The 17,240-nt window shown below is 73.1% G+C and carries 17 protein-coding genes; 12 read left to right on the forward strand and 5 right to left on the reverse strand.

Annotated elements, in window-relative coordinates:
* Positions 1-230 precede the first annotated feature (230 nt).
* The 4 genes from SPOPO_RS0112195 (at position 231) to SPOPO_RS0112210 (ending at position 2,743) form a co-directional block, all read left to right on the forward strand.
* Entirely contained in the window at positions 231-440 is a 210-nt protein-coding gene (locus tag SPOPO_RS0112195) for a helix-turn-helix domain-containing protein (RefSeq protein ID WP_019875062.1), read from the forward strand.
* A gap of 175 nt (positions 441-615) precedes the next feature.
* Entirely contained in the window at positions 616-714 is a 99-nt protein-coding gene (locus tag SPOPO_RS33750) for a 30S ribosomal protein bS22 (RefSeq protein WP_003948845.1), read from the forward strand.
* A gap of 30 nt (positions 715-744) precedes the next feature.
* Positions 745-1,779, forward strand: a complete 1,035-nt coding sequence (locus SPOPO_RS0112205; RefSeq protein ID WP_019875063.1) for an NAD-dependent epimerase/dehydratase family protein — start codon at positions 745-747, stop codon at positions 1,777-1,779.
* A complete protein-coding gene (locus SPOPO_RS0112210) occupies positions 1,772-2,743 on the forward strand; it encodes a lysophospholipid acyltransferase family protein (protein ID WP_019875064.1) in 972 nt (323 codons plus the stop codon). Before SPOPO_RS0112205 ends, SPOPO_RS0112210 begins: the two co-directional genes overlap by 8 nt.
* Positions 2,744-3,409: 666 nt before the next feature.
* On the opposite strand, the gene SPOPO_RS0112215 is transcribed toward SPOPO_RS0112210, so the two are convergent.
* From SPOPO_RS0112215 to SPOPO_RS0112225, 3 genes are all read right to left on the reverse strand, one after another.
* On the reverse strand, positions 3,410-4,663 hold the full coding sequence (locus SPOPO_RS0112215; RefSeq protein WP_211210891.1) for a DUF5667 domain-containing protein: 1,254 nt from the start codon (positions 4,661-4,663) through the stop codon (positions 3,410-3,412).
* Positions 4,664-4,799: 136 nt separating this feature from the next.
* On the reverse strand, positions 4,800-5,594 hold the full coding sequence (locus tag SPOPO_RS0112220) for an ECF subfamily RNA polymerase sigma factor, BldN family (RefSeq protein ID WP_019875065.1): 795 nt from the start codon (positions 5,592-5,594) through the stop codon (positions 4,800-4,802).
* A 280-nt stretch (positions 5,595-5,874) separates the two neighbouring features.
* Positions 5,875-6,678 (reverse strand): HAD family hydrolase, encoded by an 804-nt coding sequence (locus SPOPO_RS0112225; RefSeq protein WP_019875066.1) that lies wholly within the window; start codon positions 6,676-6,678, stop codon positions 5,875-5,877.
* A gap of 57 nt (positions 6,679-6,735) precedes the next feature.
* On the opposite strand from SPOPO_RS0112225, the gene SPOPO_RS29245 reads away from it, so the two are divergent.
* From SPOPO_RS29245 to SPOPO_RS32760, 8 genes are all read left to right on the forward strand, one after another.
* Positions 6,736-8,202: a class I adenylate-forming enzyme family protein gene (locus tag SPOPO_RS29245; RefSeq protein WP_019875067.1), complete on the forward strand. Its 1,467-nt coding sequence runs from the start codon at positions 6,736-6,738 to the stop codon at positions 8,200-8,202.
* A complete protein-coding gene (locus SPOPO_RS0112235; protein ID WP_019875068.1) occupies positions 8,199-8,456 on the forward strand; it encodes a glutaredoxin family protein in 258 nt (85 codons plus the stop codon). The genes SPOPO_RS29245 and SPOPO_RS0112235 overlap by 4 nt, the downstream gene beginning before the upstream one ends.
* A gap of 135 nt (positions 8,457-8,591) precedes the next feature.
* The gene (locus SPOPO_RS0112240; protein ID WP_019875069.1) at positions 8,592-9,368 is read left to right on the forward strand and encodes a redox-sensing transcriptional repressor Rex; all 777 of its coding nucleotides are present in this window, start codon (positions 8,592-8,594) and stop codon (positions 9,366-9,368) included.
* Positions 9,365-10,696: a glutamyl-tRNA reductase gene (locus tag SPOPO_RS0112245; RefSeq protein ID WP_019875070.1), complete on the forward strand. Its 1,332-nt coding sequence runs from the start codon at positions 9,365-9,367 to the stop codon at positions 10,694-10,696. The genes SPOPO_RS0112240 and SPOPO_RS0112245 overlap by 4 nt, the downstream gene beginning before the upstream one ends.
* Positions 10,693-11,646, forward strand: a complete 954-nt coding sequence (hemC, locus tag SPOPO_RS0112250) for a hydroxymethylbilane synthase (protein WP_019875071.1) — start codon at positions 10,693-10,695, stop codon at positions 11,644-11,646. The genes SPOPO_RS0112245 and hemC overlap by 4 nt, the downstream gene beginning before the upstream one ends.
* Positions 11,643-13,361, forward strand: coding sequence for a bifunctional uroporphyrinogen-III C-methyltransferase/uroporphyrinogen-III synthase (locus SPOPO_RS0112255; RefSeq protein WP_019875072.1), 1,719 nt, complete (start codon positions 11,643-11,645; stop codon positions 13,359-13,361). Before hemC ends, SPOPO_RS0112255 begins: the two co-directional genes overlap by 4 nt.
* Before the next feature lie 14 nt (positions 13,362-13,375).
* Positions 13,376-14,341: a porphobilinogen synthase gene (gene hemB, locus SPOPO_RS0112260; protein ID WP_019875073.1), complete on the forward strand. Its 966-nt coding sequence runs from the start codon at positions 13,376-13,378 to the stop codon at positions 14,339-14,341.
* A 166-nt stretch (positions 14,342-14,507) separates the two neighbouring features.
* Positions 14,508-15,113 carry a hypothetical protein gene (locus tag SPOPO_RS32760; protein ID WP_019875074.1) on the forward strand — a complete coding sequence of 202 codons (606 nt, stop codon included), beginning with the start codon at positions 14,508-14,510 and terminating at the stop codon, positions 15,111-15,113.
* Positions 15,114-15,207: 94 nt separating this feature from the next.
* On the opposite strand, the gene SPOPO_RS0112270 is transcribed toward SPOPO_RS32760, so the two are convergent.
* A complete protein-coding gene (locus SPOPO_RS0112270) occupies positions 15,208-15,843 on the reverse strand; it encodes a hypothetical protein (RefSeq protein WP_019875075.1) in 636 nt (211 codons plus the stop codon).
* A complete protein-coding gene (locus tag SPOPO_RS0112275; RefSeq protein ID WP_019875076.1) occupies positions 15,840-17,234 on the reverse strand; it encodes an MFS transporter in 1,395 nt (464 codons plus the stop codon). Before SPOPO_RS0112275 ends, SPOPO_RS0112270 begins: the two co-directional genes overlap by 4 nt.
* Positions 17,235-17,240: the final 6 nt, after the last annotated feature.

Here is a 17,240-nt window from a genome sequence, read left to right on the forward strand (position 1 = left end):
CGTTCGGGCAAAGTTCTGACCACCCGGACGGGTGACATTTCCCTCGGAAACCGCCAAAAGACGCTTAGGTGTGTCGCGTTCCCGCAGGTAGATCAAGATCGGGCACAATGCGGCCCCTTCCCCACCCGTACCACCCGCCACTAGTGTCTACTTAACGAAACGCAGCATCCCCGAACTCGTCCATCGGACCTCTCCGGTGACCGACGCGGGCTGAAAGGTCCGGTGCGCCCATGGCTTCGAACGAGCAGCCGCTCTCCGACGTCTCGTTCCTCACGGTGGCGGAAGTCGCCACCAAGATGAGGGTGTCGAAGATGACGGTCTACCGGCTCGTCCACAACGGCGAGCTCCCTGCCGTGCGCGTCGGCCGGTCTTTCCGTGTCCCCGAGAACGCGGTGCAGACCTACCTGCGCCAGTCGTTCTTCGACGCCGACACCGGCTGACCTGCCGTCGCAACCCCTGCGCCGGGCCCGCTGCTGCGGACCCGGCGTTCGGTGTCTGTAGGGCCGGTTGTGGGGGCGGTTCGGCTCTCCGAGCCGCCGGGTAGGCTTTCCCACCTGAACACCGTCAGGCGCGCCCGTCTCCAGGCCGCCCCCCTCGTCTGAAAAAAGGTCTGCAGTGGGCTCTGTCATCAAGAAGCGCCGTAAGCGCATGGCGAAGAAGAAGCACCGCAAGCTGCTGAAGCGGACGCGCGTCCAGCGTCGCAACAAGAAGTAGGCAGCGGGACTTTCCAGGGCGGGGGCCGGCATGGGACGAGTCGTTCTCGTCACCGGGGTTGCCCGCACCCTGGGGGGTGCCCTCGTCCACGAACTCAACGCCGCACCCGGTGTCGACCGGGTGATCGGCGTTGACGTCGTTCCGCCGCGGTCCGATCTGGGCCGCGCCGAGTTCGTCCGGGCCGACATCCGCAACCCGATCATCGCCAAGGTGATCGGGGCTGCGGAGGTCGACACCGTCGTGCACCTGTCGGTGACCTCGGCGCCGGGGGTCGGCGGCCGGGCGGCGATGAAGGAGCTCAACGTCATCGGGACGATGCAGCTGCTCGCGGCCTGTCAGAAGGCGCCCAGCTTGCGTCGTCTGGTGGTCAAATCTTCGACAGCTGTCTACGGAGCGTCGCCGGCCGACCCCGCGCTGTTCACGGAGGGCACGCAGCCCAAGGTGGCGCCCCGGTCCGGATTCGCGAAGGACGCCTCCGAGGTCGAGGCGTACCTGCGCGGCTTCGTCCGCCGGCGCAGCGACGTCGACACCACGGTGCTGCGGTTCGCGAACATCCTCGGGCCGGGGATCGAGTCGCCGGTCGCGTCGCTGTTCCGGCTGCCGGTGATCCCGTCGATCCTCGGCTACGACGCCCGGCTGCAGTTCCTGCACCCCTCCGACGCCCTGGCGGTCCTCCGGGAGGCCGCGACCGGGCAGCACCGGGGGACGTACAACGTGGCCGGCGACGGCGTCCTGCTGTTGTCCCAGGCCGCGCGGCGGGCGGGGCGTCCGACGGTGCCGGTCGCGGGGGTTGCGGCGAAGTTCGCGGCGCCGGTCCTGCGCAAGGCCGTCGGGGTGTCGCTGACGCCGGAGCTGATCGGCCTGCTCACCCACGGCCGCGTCGTGGACACGACCAAGCTCCGCGCGCAGTTCGGGTACTCCCCGCGTTACTCGACCGCCGCCGCGTTCGAGGCGTTCCTCGCGGGCGCCACCGTCGACGCGGACCGCCCGGACGACGACCCCCTGCCGCCGGCCGGCCTCGGGCTTGTGGGCGCCGGCGGGACCCCCGGAGGTGCCGATGTCTGACGCCCGCGTGATCCCGTTCCCGCCCGAGGACCGCTCCGGCCCGGCCGGCGCCGAGTCCGCCGCCTCGGGATCCGAGGAGCCTGGCCTCTCCGACGCCCTGCGCGACGCGATCGGAGCCCGCGGCCGGGACCTGGACCGCAAGGCCGCCGGGGCCCTGGCGTTCCTGCGGCGGCGGGTCAGCGGCGAGTACGAGGTCGACGAGTTCGGCGCGGACCCCGACCTGACCGACCACGTCCTGCTCGCGCCGTTCCGGCCGCTGTACGACCACTGGTTCCGCGTCGAGATGCGGGGCGAGGAGAACGTCCCCGCCGAGGGTGCCGGGCTCGTGGTGGGCAACCACTCCGGCACGATCCCGCTCGACGCGATCATGACCATGCTCGCCCTGCGCGACCACCACCCCGCCCAGCGGCGTCTGCGTCCGCTGGGGGCCGATCTGGTCTTCGGGCTCCCGTTCGTCGGCGAGTACGCCCGCAAGGCGGGCGTCACCCTCGCCTGCGCGCCCGACGCCGAGCGCCTGCTCACCGGCGGCGAGCTCGTCGGCGTCTGGCCCGAGGGCTACAAGGGCATCGGCAAGCCGTTCCGCGACCGGTACAAGCTCCAGCGCTTCGGCCGGGGCGGGTTCGTCGCCGCCGCCCTGCGTACCGGCGCCCCGATTCTTCCGACCGCCGTCGTCGGCGCCGAGGAGACCTACCCGGTGATCGGCAACTCCCGGACCCTCGCCCGCGTCCTCGGCGTCCCGTACCTCCCGCTGACCCCGACGTTCCCGTGGCTCGGCCCCCTCGGCCTCGTCCCGCTCCCGTCGAAGTGGCTCATCGAGTTCGGCCGCCCCATCCCGACCGACCACTACCCCGAGGGCTCCGCCGACGACCCCGCCCTCGTCTTCGAGGTCGCCGACCAGGTCCGCGAGGTCATCCAGCAGACCCTCTACCGCCTGCTCATGCAGCGCCGCAGCGTCTTCACCTGACCCGCTCGCCCTGACTCGCCCCGCGGCTTCACTGGCCGGGGCCATCTTCACCGGGCCTGCCTGGCTGGTGAAGCGGGTGCTCGGCTGGTGAAGTGGGCGGGGTGGCTGGTGAAGCTGTGCGCGACGGCGAGGGGGCCGGCGGGCGTTGCGGCTTCACCAGCTGAGGCCCTGCTTCACCGGGCCTGCCGGGCTGGTGGAGGTGGGTTCGGCTGGTGAAGGTGCCCGCGGGGGCCGGCGGGCGCTGAGGCTTCACCAGCTGAGGCCGTGCTTCACCGGGTCTGCCGGGCTGGTGGAGGTGGGTTCGGCTGGTGAAGGTGCCTGCGGGGGCCGGCTTCCCTCGGCGGAACCCCACTTCCCTCGCGGGATCCGGCGGGGGAGGCCGTGCTGGGGCGAGGGAAGCGTGCGACGGGGCGAGGGATGCGGTGCGACGGGGCGAGGGATGCGGTGCGACGGGGTGGGCGGGTCCGCGCGGACTGCGGCTTCACCAGCTGAGCCCGTCCTCACCGGGTCTGCCTGGCTGGTGAAGCGGGTGCTCGCCTGGTGAAGTGCGCGGGGTGGCTGGTGAAGCTGCGCGCGGATGGGTCGCTTCCCTCGGCAGAAGTCAGCTTCCTCGCGCGGTTCGGTGAGGGAGGGCGCACTGCGGCGAGGGAAGGGCGGGGCGGGGAGCTACTCGGCGGCGAGGTGGGCGTACCGGGCGCCGGAGGGGCTGAAGCTCGCGGAGAGGCTGCCGGGGACCGAGGCGTTGATCTCGTTGCTCGGGACCGGGAGGCTCCAGAGGAGGTGGTCGGCGGAGCTGCCGGCCTCGCGGACGGGGCTGCCCTTGAGCGAGCCGGTGGTGACCTGACGCTCGCGGTCGGTGTTGGGCATGCTCGTGACGGCGACGTGGTCGAAGCTGCCGTCGCTGCCGGCGACGTCGACCTCGATGTACTTGCTGACGTCCCGCTTGAAGGTCTCGGTCGCGGGCTCCTGCTGCTCGGCGGCGGCCTCGGTCTCGGCGGCGGCCGGAGCGGCCTGCTGCTGCGCGGCCTGGGCGGCGGCGCGCATGGCCTCGAGCGCCTGGGCGATCGCGGCGGCGGAGCTGTCGAGGACGGTCCGGTCCGCGTGGCGGTCGGCGCGGTCGCGGTCGGTGTCGCCGACGAGGGCGATCGGACGGGCGAGGTCGGCCGAGCGGCCGGTCACATACGCGACCTTGGCGGCGAGGCCCTCGAGCTCGACGAGCAGCGAGGCGGAGTTCATCCGCAGCTCGACCGGGAGCAGGTCGCGGACCGCGGACAGGCCCTCGGCGCGCTCGGCGAGGAACTGCTCCAGCGTCGCGAGGACGGCGGCGTCGCCGGTGCGCTCGAAGACCTCGAAGAACAGGGCGCTCCCGGCGTTCACGGCCTCGGCCATCGCGAGCATCGTCTCGCGGAGCTCCTGCACCAGCGCCGGGTCGGCGGCGGCGTTCGGGTTCTCGGCGAGCATCGCCTTGATCTCGCTCAGACGCGTGGACGCGATCGCAAGGTACCGCTCGGCCTTCGCGATGTCGTTCGGGGCGAGCGCGAGGCGCATGTTCTCGATCGCGAGCTTGACCTCGTAGAGGCGATCGCCGGGCAGCGCGTTGCCGCTGGCGACGGCCAGGCCGGCGCCGCTGCCGGTCGAGACGGCGAGGACGGCGCTCGCGGCGACCAGGCGCCGGCGCCACGGGGCCGGGGCGGCGACCGCGGGCGGCGGGGTCGTGACGGCCCCGACGGCGAGGATGCGGTTGCGGAGGGCGGCCTTGAAGTCGTCCGCGGGGGCGGCCGCGGTCAGCGCGGTGCCGACGCCCTGCAGGGAGGTCGCGAGGCGCGCCAGGGGGACCGCGGCCGTCTCCTCGACAGCCGCGCCGTCCAGCGCGAGGGCGAACTGCCGCACGCGCTGCCGCTTCCGCGGACCCACGGTCACCGATCCCACCCCCGGCCATACCTTTCCACGGCGTTGGGTTGTCGCCCGGCATAACGAGGGTTGGCCGAGGAAGTTACGCATTCGCGCGAGGAACGTGCCCAAACTCCCGAGAAGAGGGGCAGGAGGGAAATCGCGCTCATCGGATCTCCTCCGGCAGCAGAGCGGCGAGGGCCCGGATCGCCCGGTACTGCAGCGTCTTGATCGCGCCCTCGTTCTTCCCCATGACCTTCGCCGTCTCGGCGACCGACAGACCCTGAAGGAATCTCAGGACGAGGCATTCCTGCTGCTGCGCGTTCAGACGTTGCAGGGCCTCCAGCAGGGCGGTGTTGGTGAAGGTCGCCATGACCTCGCCCTCGGGGCTCTCCTCGACGTGGTCGGAGTCGACCATGTCCGCCGTGGTGACCTCGAGACGGAACCGGCTGGACTTGAAGTGGTCCGCGACCAGGTTCCGGGAGATGGTGACGAGCCACGCGCCGAAGTCCCGGCCCTGCCAGGTGAAGGTCTCGATGCGGCGCAGCGCGCGCAGGAACGTCTCGCTGGTGAGGTCCTCGGCCAGCTGCTTGGAGCCGACGCGGTAGTAGACGTACCGGTAGATCGTGTCGACGTAGTGGTCGTAGAGCCGGGCGAACGCCTCGGTGTCGCCGTCCTTCGCGCGGTTGACCAGCGCGGTGAGGCGGCGCGCCTCCGGGTCGTCGAGCTCGGCCGGCGCGCTGGCCTGGCCCGGGAGCCCGAGGACATTGCCGGCCGCGTTCGCCGCGACACTCAGCAGGGTGTGGGGCGAGGACTCGGCACGGTGGCGTCCGGTGCCCGCGAAGGGTCCGCGCGGCGCAGCACCGTCGAACCCGCCGGCGACCGCGAGTGCGGGTGGCGCCAGCACGGCATCGCGCAGGCGTGCGAGGCCTGACACGTCGGTGAACGGCGGACGGGACATCGGCTCCCCGGGCGGCGGCGGACGGGAGGGGCGTTATTCCGAAGGTGTGGCAATCGTAGACACGGAAACCAGGACAGGACAGGTGTTGTGGACGAACCTTGACCTTCCCGCCTGCATCGCACTCAACACCACCGATCGGGTGAACCTGGAGCCACCTCCGCACCCGATCTGCGCCTGTTTCGTGCGGATGTCCAAGGTCTGTGCAATCGGCCAAAGGACCGCGGTCGCCGACGCGTCCGGCATTTGTCGCACATTTGTCCGAAATCGCGCGATTGTGCCGTCAGCCCGACCCGCGCAGGTGCCGCCGGTGGACCGAGATCGCGGCCGCGATCCCGCCCGCCATCGCGCCCGCCCCGGCGGCGGTGGGGACGCCGATCTTGGCGGCCTTGCGGCCGGTCCGGTAGTCGCGGATCCGCCAGCCGTGCGCCTTCGCGTGCGCGCGCAGTTTCGCGTCCGGGTTCACCGCGCACGGGTGCCCGACGAGGGAGAGCAACGGGATGTCGTTCGCCGAGTCGCTGTAGGCCGAACACCGTGCCAGATCGAGGTTCTCGCGCTCGGCCAGCGCCTCGACGGCGCGCGCCTTCGCGAGCCCGTGCAGCGGCTCCCCGACGAGGCGTCCGGTGTAGACGCCGTTGCGGACCTCGGCCACCGTCCCGAGCGCGCCGGTGAGGCCGAGCCGGTTGGCGATCGTCGTCGCGAGCTCGACCGGCGTCGCGGTCACCAGCCACACCTGCTGGCCGGCGTAGAGGTGCATTTGCGTCAGCGCGCGGGTGCCCGGCCAGATCCGCCGGGCGATCAATTCGTCGAATATCTCTTCACCGACGGCGACCAATTCCTCCACGGAGTGACCGTCGATGAACGACAGCGCCATGGTTTTCGCCGAATCCATGTCGTTGAGGTCCTCGGACCCGCCGATCACGAATTTCAGCTGCATCACCGCGAAGCGGGCGATGTCGCGGGTCGAGAAGAATCTCCGCGCATAGAGGCCGCGCGCGAGATGGAAGATCGAGGCGCCGCGGACGATCGTGTTGTCGACGTCGAAAAAGGCCGCCGCACCACCCCCGGTGTCCGCCTCGGCCGACATGTCTCGACCCTATCGACGCGCGAAGGCTGTGGGGCGTGCCGTGGCAGACTCCGGGCCGTGGGAAACGCCACCTCCGCGCCGGGCCCGGCGAACCTCGCCGGCCTGGTCGCCGCGGCCGCCGCCCGGGACCCCGCCGGGCTCGCGCTGGTCGCCGGGGGGTCCGCCCGCACCTGGGCCGACCTGGACGCCGAGGTCGACGTCGTCGCCGCCGGGCTGCAGGCCCGGGACCTGCGCTTCGGCGACCGGGTGGCGCTCTCGCTGCCGAACAGCGCCGAATTCGTCGCCGCCTACCTGGGCGCGCTGCGGGCCGGTCTCGTGGTCGCGCCGCTGGACCCGACCGGCTCGCCCGTGTCGGCCGGGGCCGCCGTCGCCGAGGTCGGGGCCCGCCTGCACGTCACCGACGCGGCGGGCGTGGACGACCTGATCGTCGCGGGCCGCGCGGCCGGCGGCGCCCCGGCGCCGGGGCCGGTCCCCGGTGGGGAGGCCCTGGCCGCGCTGCTGCTGACGGCGGGCACCGGCGGCCCGCCGAAGCGGGCGATGCTCTCCCACCGGGCGCTGCTCGCGAACCTGTCCCAGCTCGCCGCCCTCGACCCGGCGCCGGTCCAGCGCGGCGACGTCGTCCTGCTCGCGCTGCCGCTGTTCCACGTCTTCGGCCTCAACGCCGTCCTCGGCCAGGCCCTGAATGCCGGCGCGACGACGGTTCTCGCCCTCGATCCGGACCCCGCCGCGGTCCTGGACCTCGTCGCGTCCACCGGCGTCACCAGCGTCGCGGGCACCCCGGAGATGTACGCCGCGTGGACGGCGAACCCCGGCGCGCGGGACGCCCTCGCCGCGGTCCGCGTGCTGGTCAGCGGCTCCGCGCCGCTGCGGCCGGCGGAGGCGGCGGCGTTCCGGGAGGCGACCGGCCGCCGGGTCTGGCAGGGCTACGGGCTCACCGAGGCCGGCCCGGTCGTCACCGCGTCGATGCGCGCCCGGGAGGGGTCGGTGGGCCGGCCGCTGCCGGGCATCGACGTCCGCGTCGTCGACCGCGACGGCTCCGACGCCGACGACGGCGACCCGGGGGAACTGTGGATCCGCGGGGCGAACCTGTTCTCCGGGTACTGGCCCGACGGGCGCAACGCCCCGGACGCCGCGGGCTGGTTCGCGACCGGCGACGTCGCGATCCGCGACCCGGACGGGGACCTGTTCATGGTCAGCACCCGCCACGACGTGCTTGAGGTCGACGGCTTCGCCGTGTACCCGCACGAGATCGAGGAGGTGCTGCTCGCGCTGCCCGGCGTCGCGGAGGCGGTCGTCGTCGGTGCGCCCGCGGGGGAGCGCGGGATCCGCGCGCTGCTCGTTCCCGCCCCCGGCGCGGAGCTGACGGAGGATCAGGTGCGGGAGTTCTGCGCGAGCCGGCTCGCGCGGTTCAAGGTTCCGCAGCAGGTCGAGCTGGTTCCGGGGTTGCCGCGCTCGATGTCGGGCAAGATCGCCCGCGGACAGTTGCGGCCGCCCGCCCCGGGCGAACGGGAGGAGACGCGGTGACCCAGCCGGGACCGGCGCAGCCGCGCGTGACGGTGCTGACCAAGCCGGGCTGCGGTCTGTGCGAGAAGGCGATGGTCGTGATCGAGGAGGTCTGCACCGACCTGGGCGTCGGGTGGACCGAGATCGACATCACGAAGGACGAGGATCTGTTCGCGAAATGGTGGGAGCAGATCCCCGTCACGCTGGTGGATGGCGTGCAGCACACCTTCTGGCGCGTCGACCCGGACCGCCTGCGTGCGGCGCTGACCCGGTGAGGTAGACGAAACCCTCAGGTCTCACCAGGTGAGACGAACCGTCGCTCCGAGTTTGTTCGCGCGTTCACAAGCGCTTACCCTCGCTGGTGCGCACGCCCCCAGAAAAGCGCCTCATTTTTCCCGCCCAGGAGTGCCATGAGCGCTGCACGATCACCGCGCGCGGCCCGCAGCCGCGACGGGATCCCGGACGCCACCGTGGCACGGCTCCCGGTGTATCTCCGCGCGCTGCTCGCGTACTCCGAGCGCGGCACGGCCACGGTCTCGTCCGAGGAACTCGCGGCCGCGGCCGGCGTGAACTCCGCGAAACTCCGCAAGGACCTTTCCTACCTCGGCTCCTACGGGACCCGCGGAGTGGGGTACGACGTCGCGTACCTCGTCTACCAGATCTCCCGTGAGCTCGGCCTGACCCAGGACTGGGCCTGCGTGATCGTCGGTGTCGGTTCCCTCGGCCACGCGCTCGCGAACTACGGGGGCTTCTCCTCCCGTGGGTTCCGCATCGTCGCGCTCGTCGACGCCGACCCGGCGCGCGTCGGGGAGACGCTCGCCGGCGTCGTCATCAACCCGCTCTCCGACCTCGAGTCGATCATCGCCGCCCGGGGAGTCACGATCGGCGTCATCGCGACGCCCGGCAGCGCCGCGCAGGAGGTCTGCGACCGCCTCGTGGCCGCCGGCGTCACCAGCATCCTGAACTTCGCGCCGGTCGTGCTGACCGTCCCCGACGGTGTCGACGTCCGCAAGGTCGACCTGTCCGTCGAGCTGCAGATCCTCGCCTTCCACGCCCAGCGCAAGTCGCCGCGCGAGACCGGGACCCCGCGTCCCCGCCGTCGCCGGGTCGCGGCCAACGGCTCCGCCAACGGGGCTGCGGACGCGACGAGTGACGCCGCCGCCCTGACGGGGGCGATGCCCGGATGAACGTCCTCGTCATCGGACTGTCGCACCGCACCGCGCCGGTCCGCCTGCTGGAGCGCGTCGCCCTCACCGGGGACGCGCTGAACAAGCTGCTCTCGGACGCGCTCGCCTCGGAGCACGTCGCCGAGGTGACGGTGCTCTCGACCTGCAACCGCGTCGAGGTCTACGCGGTGGTCGACAAGTTCCACGGCGGTCTCGCGGACCTGTCGGAGGTGCTCTGCCGGCACACCGCGATCGGCCTGGAGCAGCTGCGTCCGCACCTGTACGTGCACTACGAGGACCGGGCCGTCCAGCACCTGTTCTCCGTCGCCTGCGGCCTGGACTCGATGGTGGTCGGCGAGAGCCAGATCCTCGGTCAGGTCCGCGCCGCGCTCGCGGTGGCGCAGGACCAGGGCGGCGCCGGGCGGGTGCTCAACGAGCTCGTCCAGCGCGCGCTGCGCGTGGGCAAGCGCGCCCGCACCGAGACCGGGATCGACCGCGCCGGCCGTTCGCTGGTCAGCGTCGGGCTCGACCGGGCGCGCGCGGAGCTCGACGGTCTCGCCGGGCGCACGGCGCTCGTCGTCGGCGCGGGCTCGATGAGCGCGCTCGCCGCGACCGTGCTCGCCGACCAGGATCTCGGCGAGCTCGTCGTCGCCAACCGCACCTACTCGCGGGCCCAGCGTCTCGCGGCCGGCCTCGGTGGCCGCGCGATCCGCATGGAGCAGGTCGCCGCGGCGCTGTCCGACGCCGACCTCGTCGTGTCCTGCACCGGGGCGAGCGAGCTCGTGCTCGACGCCGCGATGCTGAGCGCCGCCGCGGACGCCCGCGGCGGGCGGGCTCAGTTCCTGCTCGACCTCGCGCTGCCGCGCGACATCGACCCGGCGGCGGCCGCGCTGCCCGGCGTCACCCTCGTGGACCTCGAGGCCCTCGCCGACGCCGACCCCGAGAACGGGGTGCCCGCCGAGGTCGAGGCGGTCCGGCGGATCGTCGCCGCGGAGGTCGCCGCGTTCGCGGCCGGCCAGCGGGCGAACCAGATAGCGCCGACGGTCGTCGCGCTGCGGACGATGGCGGACGACGTCGTCCATGCGGAGATGCTGCGGCTCGAGGGCAAGCTCCCCGGCCTGGACGCCCGCGAGCGCGCCGAGATCGCGAAGACCGTCAAGCGGGTCGTCGACAAGCTCATGCACGGCCCGACGGTCCGGGTGAAGGAACTGGCCAGCGGCCCCGACGGCGAGACCTACACCGCCGCTCTCCGCGAGCTGTTCAACCTGGACCGCACCGCGGTCGAGGCGGTCATGAGTGCCGACTTGACCGACGACGTGATGGGCGACCTCGAAGGGGGCGCCTCATGATTCCGCTGCGTCTGGGCACCCGGGCCAGCAAGCTGGCGACCAGTCAGTCCCAGTGGGTCGCCGACCGCCTCACCGAACTGACGGGGCGTCAGGTCGAGCTGGTCCGCATCACCACCGACGGCGACGTCTCGACAGCGCCGCTGGCGTCGATGGGTGGCGTGGGCGTGTTCGTCAGTGCGCTGCGCGAGGCGCTGCTCGCCGGCGAGATCGACTTCGCCGTCCACTCGCTCAAGGACCTCCCGACCGGGGACGCCGCCGGTCTGGTCGTCGCGGCCGTCCCGCCGCGGGAGGACCCGCGCGACGCGCTCGTCGCCCGCGACGGCCTCGTCCTCGGCGAGCTGCCGCCCGGGTCGAAGGTCGGCACCGGTTCGCCCCGGCGGGCCGCGCAGCTGCGCGCCCTCGGCCTCGGCCACGAGATCGTCGAGATCCGCGGCAACGTGGACACCCGCCTGCGCAAGGTTGCTGACGGTGAGCTCGACGCGGTCGTCCTGGCGCGCGCCGGCCTGGTCCGGCTCGGCCGCGCGGACGAGATCACCGAGACCCTCGACCCGATCCAGATGCTGCCCGCTCCCGGGCAGGGGGCGCTCGCGGTGGAGTGCCGCGACCCCGACACCGATCCCGCGGCGGCCGACGTGTTCGCCGCGCTCCGGAGCCTCGACGACCCGTGGACCCGGGCCGCCGTCGCCGCGGAACGAGCCCTGCTCGCCACCCTCGAGGCCGGTTGCTCGGCGCCCGTCGGGGCGCTCGGGGAGCCGGTCGAGGGGGACCCCGAGGCGGGCGAGGAAGACGAGCTGTACCTGCGGGCGACGGTGCTCGCAACCGATGGGACTGCCGCCGTGCGGCAGTCCACGACCGGCCCCCTCGTCGAGGCGGAGATGATCGGCCGCAAGCTTGCGGCCGAGATGCTCGCCGACGGGGCCGACTTGTTGATGCAGGAGGAGTCGGCATGAGCCCGACGCGAAAGACGACCACCCCGGCCGCCCCCGCTGCGACCGCCGCGAAGCCCGCGGCGAAGCCCGCCGCGAAGGTAAAGGCGGTGAAGACCCCGACGAAGACGACGCCGGCCGAGCCGGCGAAGCGCGTGTCCGGGTCCGTGGCCTTCGTCGGCATCGGCCCGGGTGACCCGGGCCTGCTGACGGTGCGTGCGCTCGAGCTCCTGCGCGACGCCGAGGTCGTCGTGCTCTCCGAGAACGGCCGCGAGCAGCTGCTCTCGCACTGCCCGGCCGACGTCGCCGTCGTCGACGGTGCGTTCGACGCCGAAGGTTCCCCGCTGACCCCCGCCGGCCGCGCGAAGGCGATCACCAACGCCGTCAAGGGCGGCAAGCGCGTGGTCCGCCTCGTCGACGGCGACGGTGCGATGACCGGTCACCTGGCCGACGAGGCCGCCGCCTGCGTGAAGGCCGGCTGGCCGTTCCAGGTCGTGCCCGGTGTCTCCCCGGTCGCCGCGGTCCCGGCGTTCGCCGGCGTCCCGCTGACGAACAAGTCGGTGCGCGAGGTGCGCGTCGTCGACGTGGCGGACACCAAGATCGACTGGGCGTCCCTCGCCAGCAAGGACGCGACGCTCGTGCTGTCGGGCACGACCGACCGTTCGCTGGTCGGCAGCGCCGTCGCGAAGCTGATCGAGGTCGGGCTCGACCCCGCCACCCCGGTCATCACGACGTGGAACGGCACGACCACCGAGCAGCGGACCGTCGCCGGGACGCTCGCCGACATCGCCGCCGCGCTGCCCGCCGGCACGCTCGCGCCGAGCGCGGTCACCGTCGTCGGTGAGGTCGTGAACCTGCGCGAGACGCTGTCCTGGTTCGAGACGCGGCCGCTGTTCGGCTGGCGCGTCCTCGTCCCGCGGACCAAGGAGCAGTCCGGCGCCCTCTCCGCGCGCCTGCGGTCCTACGGCGCGGTGCCGGAGGAGGTCCCCACGATCTCCGTCGAGCCGCCGCGGACCCCGCAGCAGATGGAGCGGGCCATCAAGGGCCTGGTCACCGGCCGCTACGAGTGGGTCGCGTTCACCTCGCGCAACGCCGTCCGTGCGGTGCGGGAGAAGTTCGAGGAGTACGGCCTCGACGCGCGTGCCTTCTCCGGGATCAAGGTCGCGGCGGTCGGGGAGCAGACCGCCGCGGACCTCGCGGCGTGGGGCATCCGCGCCGACCTCGTCCCCTCCGGCGAGCAGTCGGCCAAGGGCCTCCTTGAGGACTGGCCGCCGTTCGACGAGGTCTTCGACCCGATCAACCGCGTCTTCCTGCCGCGGGCGGACATCGCGACCGACGTCCTCGTCGCCGGCCTGGTGAACCTGGGCTGGGAGGTCGACGACGTCACCGCCTACCGGACCGTGCGGGCCGCGCCGCCGCCCGCTCCGGTGCGCGAGGCCATCAAGGGTGGCGGCTTCGACGCCGTCGTCTTCACCTCGGCCTCGACGGTACGCAACCTCGTCGGCATCGCGGGCAAGCCGCACGCTTCGACCGTGATCGCCTGCATCGGCCCGTCCACCGCGGCCGAGGCGACCGAGCACGGCCTGCGCGTCGACGTCCTCGCCCCGACCCCGTCGGCGCGTGAGCTCGCGGACGCCCTCGCCGACTTCGGCGAGGCCCGTCGGGCGTCGGCCGAGGAGGCCGGCGAGCCCGTGCTGCGACCCTCCGAGAAGCGCACCGCGGCACGTCGCCGGCGGTAGGACAGGACGGACCGATGGACATCCGGCCGCGCCGGCTGCGGCGGACCCCGGCCATCCGGCGACTCGTCGCCGAGACCACCGTGGAGCCGCGGCAGCTGGTGCTGCCGATGTTCGTCGCCGAGGGCGCGACCGAGCCCCGGCCGATCGCGTCCATGCCCGGCGTCGTCCAGCACTCGCTGGACTCGCTGCGCAAGGCCGCCGTCGAGGCGGTCGAGGCCGGCGTCGGCGGGCTGATGCTGTTCGGCGTCCCGCTGGAGAAGGACGCGACCGGCTCCGGCATCGACGACCCGGACGGGATCCTCAACGTCACGCTGCGCGAGCTCGCGGCCGAGGTCGGGGACGCCACCGTCCTGATGGCCGACCTGTGCCTGGACGAGTTCACCGACCACGGCCACTGCGGGGTGCTGACCCCGGACGGCGCGGTGGACAACGACGCGACCCTGGAGCGCTACGCCGCCGGGGCGCTGGCGCAGGTTCGCGCCGGGGCGCACGTGCTCGGCCCGTCCGGGATGATGGACGGTCAGATTGCTTACGTGCGAAGGGCTCTGGACGCCGAGGGCTTCTCCGACACCGTCCTGCTCGCCTACGCCGCCAAGTACGCCTCGGCCTTCTACGGGCCGTTCCGGGACGCCGTGCAGTCCTCCCTCACCGGCGACCGCAAGAGCTACCAGCAGGACCCGCGAAACGGCCGGGAGGCCCTGCGCGAGGTCGCGCTCGACGTCGCCGAGGGCGCCGACATCGTTCTGGTGAAGCCGGCGCTCGGCTACCTCGACGTGCTCCGCCAGGTCCGCGACGCGGTCGACGTCCCCGTCGCGGCCTACCAGGTGTCCGGTGAGTACGCGATGGTCGAGGCCGCGGCCGCCGCCGGCGTTCTCGACCGGGAGCGGGTCATCGACGAGACCCTCGCCTCGATCCGCCGGGCCGGCGCGGACATCGTCCTCACCTACTGGGCCGTCGAGGCCGCGCGCCGCCTGCGCTGATTCCCCTGGTCAGGGGCGTGCGCTGCTCCGTTCGGGTGGCCGCCGAAAATTCTCGGCGATCGGCGTAAACCGCCGGAGCAGGTATGGCGTCTTCATCGTGCGGACCGGGGCACGGGCCGCCGCCGGGAGCCTCCCGGCGACGACTCATCACAAAGGACTTACGGCCATGACCCTCTCCACCAAGACCCGCCGCCGCGCCCTCGTCGGTGCCGTGATCGCCGGCGTCGCCCTCACCGGCGTCGCGGTCACCTCGGCCAGCGCCGACCACACCGGCCGCTTCATCCCGAAGAGCGACCTGCCGCAGGCCTCGCAGTACACGCCGTGGGCGGCGGCCAAGCCCAAGGCCGGCCTGCCGACCCCGATGTACACCTGCATCAAGGGGATCCTCCCGGCCGGCTCGTCCTCGTACCAGTCGTTCACCTCGGACGGCAGCGCCGAGGCGCGCGAGATCATCACGATCACGAAGAACACGAAGGCGGCCAAGAAGGTCGTCAACAAGCTCCGCGCGGCCGTCCGGGACTGCGACAACAAGGTCTCGGACGTCACCGGCATCGAGCGCGTCGGCAAGTGGGACCAGGTCGAGGACGGCCTGACCCTGCACGCCGTCTACTACGCGCCTCCCGGGTCGGAGTACAACTTCACGCTCTTCGGCATCGGCCGCGACGGCAAGAAGGTCGTCGTGACCACGTTCGGCGACATGGGCAAGAAGAAGGACGCTCCGATCGCAGCGTTCTCCACCACCGCCAAGCGGGCGCTCGAGAAGGCCTTCTGACCCCTCCTCAGAGAGTCGAGCGATCCGCGAACCGAAGCGCCCCGGGACCCCCAATCCCCCGGGGCGCTTTCGCGTGCTTTCCGCGGGGGACGGGTCAGAAGCCGGGGAGGTCGGGGAGGTCGGGGACGATCGAGCGGAGCCGGGCGGTCAGGGAGTCCTTGACCGCCTGGGTGACGGCCGCGCTGATCTGCTGCTGAAGCTGGTTCGGCTGGTCGAGGTCGTCGAGCAGGCGGCGTAGGTCGAGGTCGGTGATCGCCCGCCGCAGGACGTCGTCGGTCTTCAGGGCGGCGTCGACGACGCGGTCGGGCAGCGCCCGGATCGCGGCCTGAAGGAAGCGGTTGAGGTCGGCGTCCGCGAGGGCCTCGTCCGCGAGGGCGGACGCCGGCGGGAGCAGGTTCTCGCGCTTCATCCGCTCGACGGCGTCGAGCAGCCCGGCCCGGAGTTCGGAGTAGAGCGCCTCGGTGTGGTCGGTGCCGATGCCGAGAGTCAGCACGAGCTGCTCGCGGCTGACGCCGATCCGGCAGGCGGTGGCGTCGATCCCGTAGAGCACCAGGACCTCGCCGAGCGCGTCGATCGAGGTCGTCGACGCCGCGGTGACCACCCGCGGGACGCAGGGGTCCGCCGCCCGGGCCGGGACGAAGTCCCCGCCCCCGTTCGCGGTCTGCACCCCGAGCAGTCCGGCGACCAGGGCGAGCGAGACCGCGGGCAGGACCAGCGCGCGCTGGTTCACCGTCCGCCCCCTTGCTGCACAAGAGATGTCATCTCCACTGCCGGGCGGCGGCGCGGGAGCGGGATCAGCGCCAGCAGGGCGGCGAGGGCGAGGCCGGCGGCGATCAGGAACGAGTCGCGGAACGCCCGGGTGGCGGCGCGCTCGAGCTGGTTGTTCAGGGCCGCCTCGAGCCGGTCGGCCTCCGCGCGCTCGGCGTCGGTGAGCCGCAGCTCGGCGAACGCGGGGTGGAGGTCGGGCACCCGGCCGCGCTCGGCCTGCAGCCGCTCACCGAGGCTGCTCGCGAGCGCGATCTTGTCGTCGGGCTGCAGGGGCGCGTCGAGGATCAACCCGGTGATGGCCTCGGTCGCCGGTTGCTCGGCGTCACGCAGGTCGGCGGTGAACACGGGCGTGAGCAACACGAGGCCGAGGACGACGCCGGCGTGCCGGGCACCGATCGTCCAGCCGCCGTGCAGGGCGCGGGGGAAGCGGTCGCGCATCGCGGCGAAGGTGAGGGAGTCGACGGTCAGCCCGAGACCGAGGCCGATCAGGGCCTGCGGCGCGATCGTCCAGCCCAGGTGCGCGGACGGCGGCCAGGCGAGCGCGGCCAGCCCGCCGGCGACCAGGACGCACCCGGCGGCGGTCTCCGACCGGGGCCCGCCGCGGACGAACCGCGCGAGCGGCGGGGCGACGAACGCGGCGACCGGCACCACCGAGACCGCGAGCGCGGCGGTCGCGGGGGAGCGGCGCCAGCCCTCGACCAGCAGCAGCACGACGAGGAACAGGGCGGCGGTCAGCGCCGCGGAGAGCAGGATCAGTGCGACGTTCGGCGCCCCGGCCGGGCGTTCCCGGGTCGGGGAGGGAGCCCGGGGCGCGCGGATCGTCAGCGCCGCCGGTACCGCGAGCACCGCGATCGGCACCTGGACGACGAAGATCGACTGCCACGAGATCGCCTCGGTGAGCAGGCCACCGGCGAACGGCCCGGCCGCCGTCCCGACCACGCCCGCCGCGGTCCAGCGGGCCAGGCCGCGGGATTCGTCGAGCGCCGCGACCAGCAGCTCCAGGCATCCCACCAGCGCGAACGCGCCGCCGAGGGCCTGGATCGAGCGCGCGGCGATCAGGACCTCCATCGTCGACGCGAGCGCGCAGGCGGCGGAGGCGAGGGCGAAGACGGCGATGCCGACGGCCGTCAGCGGCGTCGGGTTGCGGTGGCTGAGGACCCACGCGGCGGGGACGGCGGCGATCGCGAGGACGAGGTTGTAGGCGATCAGCACCCACGCGACCTCGGAGACCGTGCCGTCGAGTTCGCGCAGGATCTCCGGCAGCGCGAGGGTGACGATCGCCGAGTCGGCGAGGACGGTCCCGACCGTGAACGCCAGCAGCGGGACGACGGCGCGCCGGGCCAGGGTCGGCATCTGCGG

The sequence above is a fragment of the Sporichthya polymorpha DSM 43042 genome, from assembly GCF_000384115.1.
Lineage (GTDB): Bacteria > Actinomycetota > Actinomycetes > Sporichthyales > Sporichthyaceae > Sporichthya > Sporichthya polymorpha.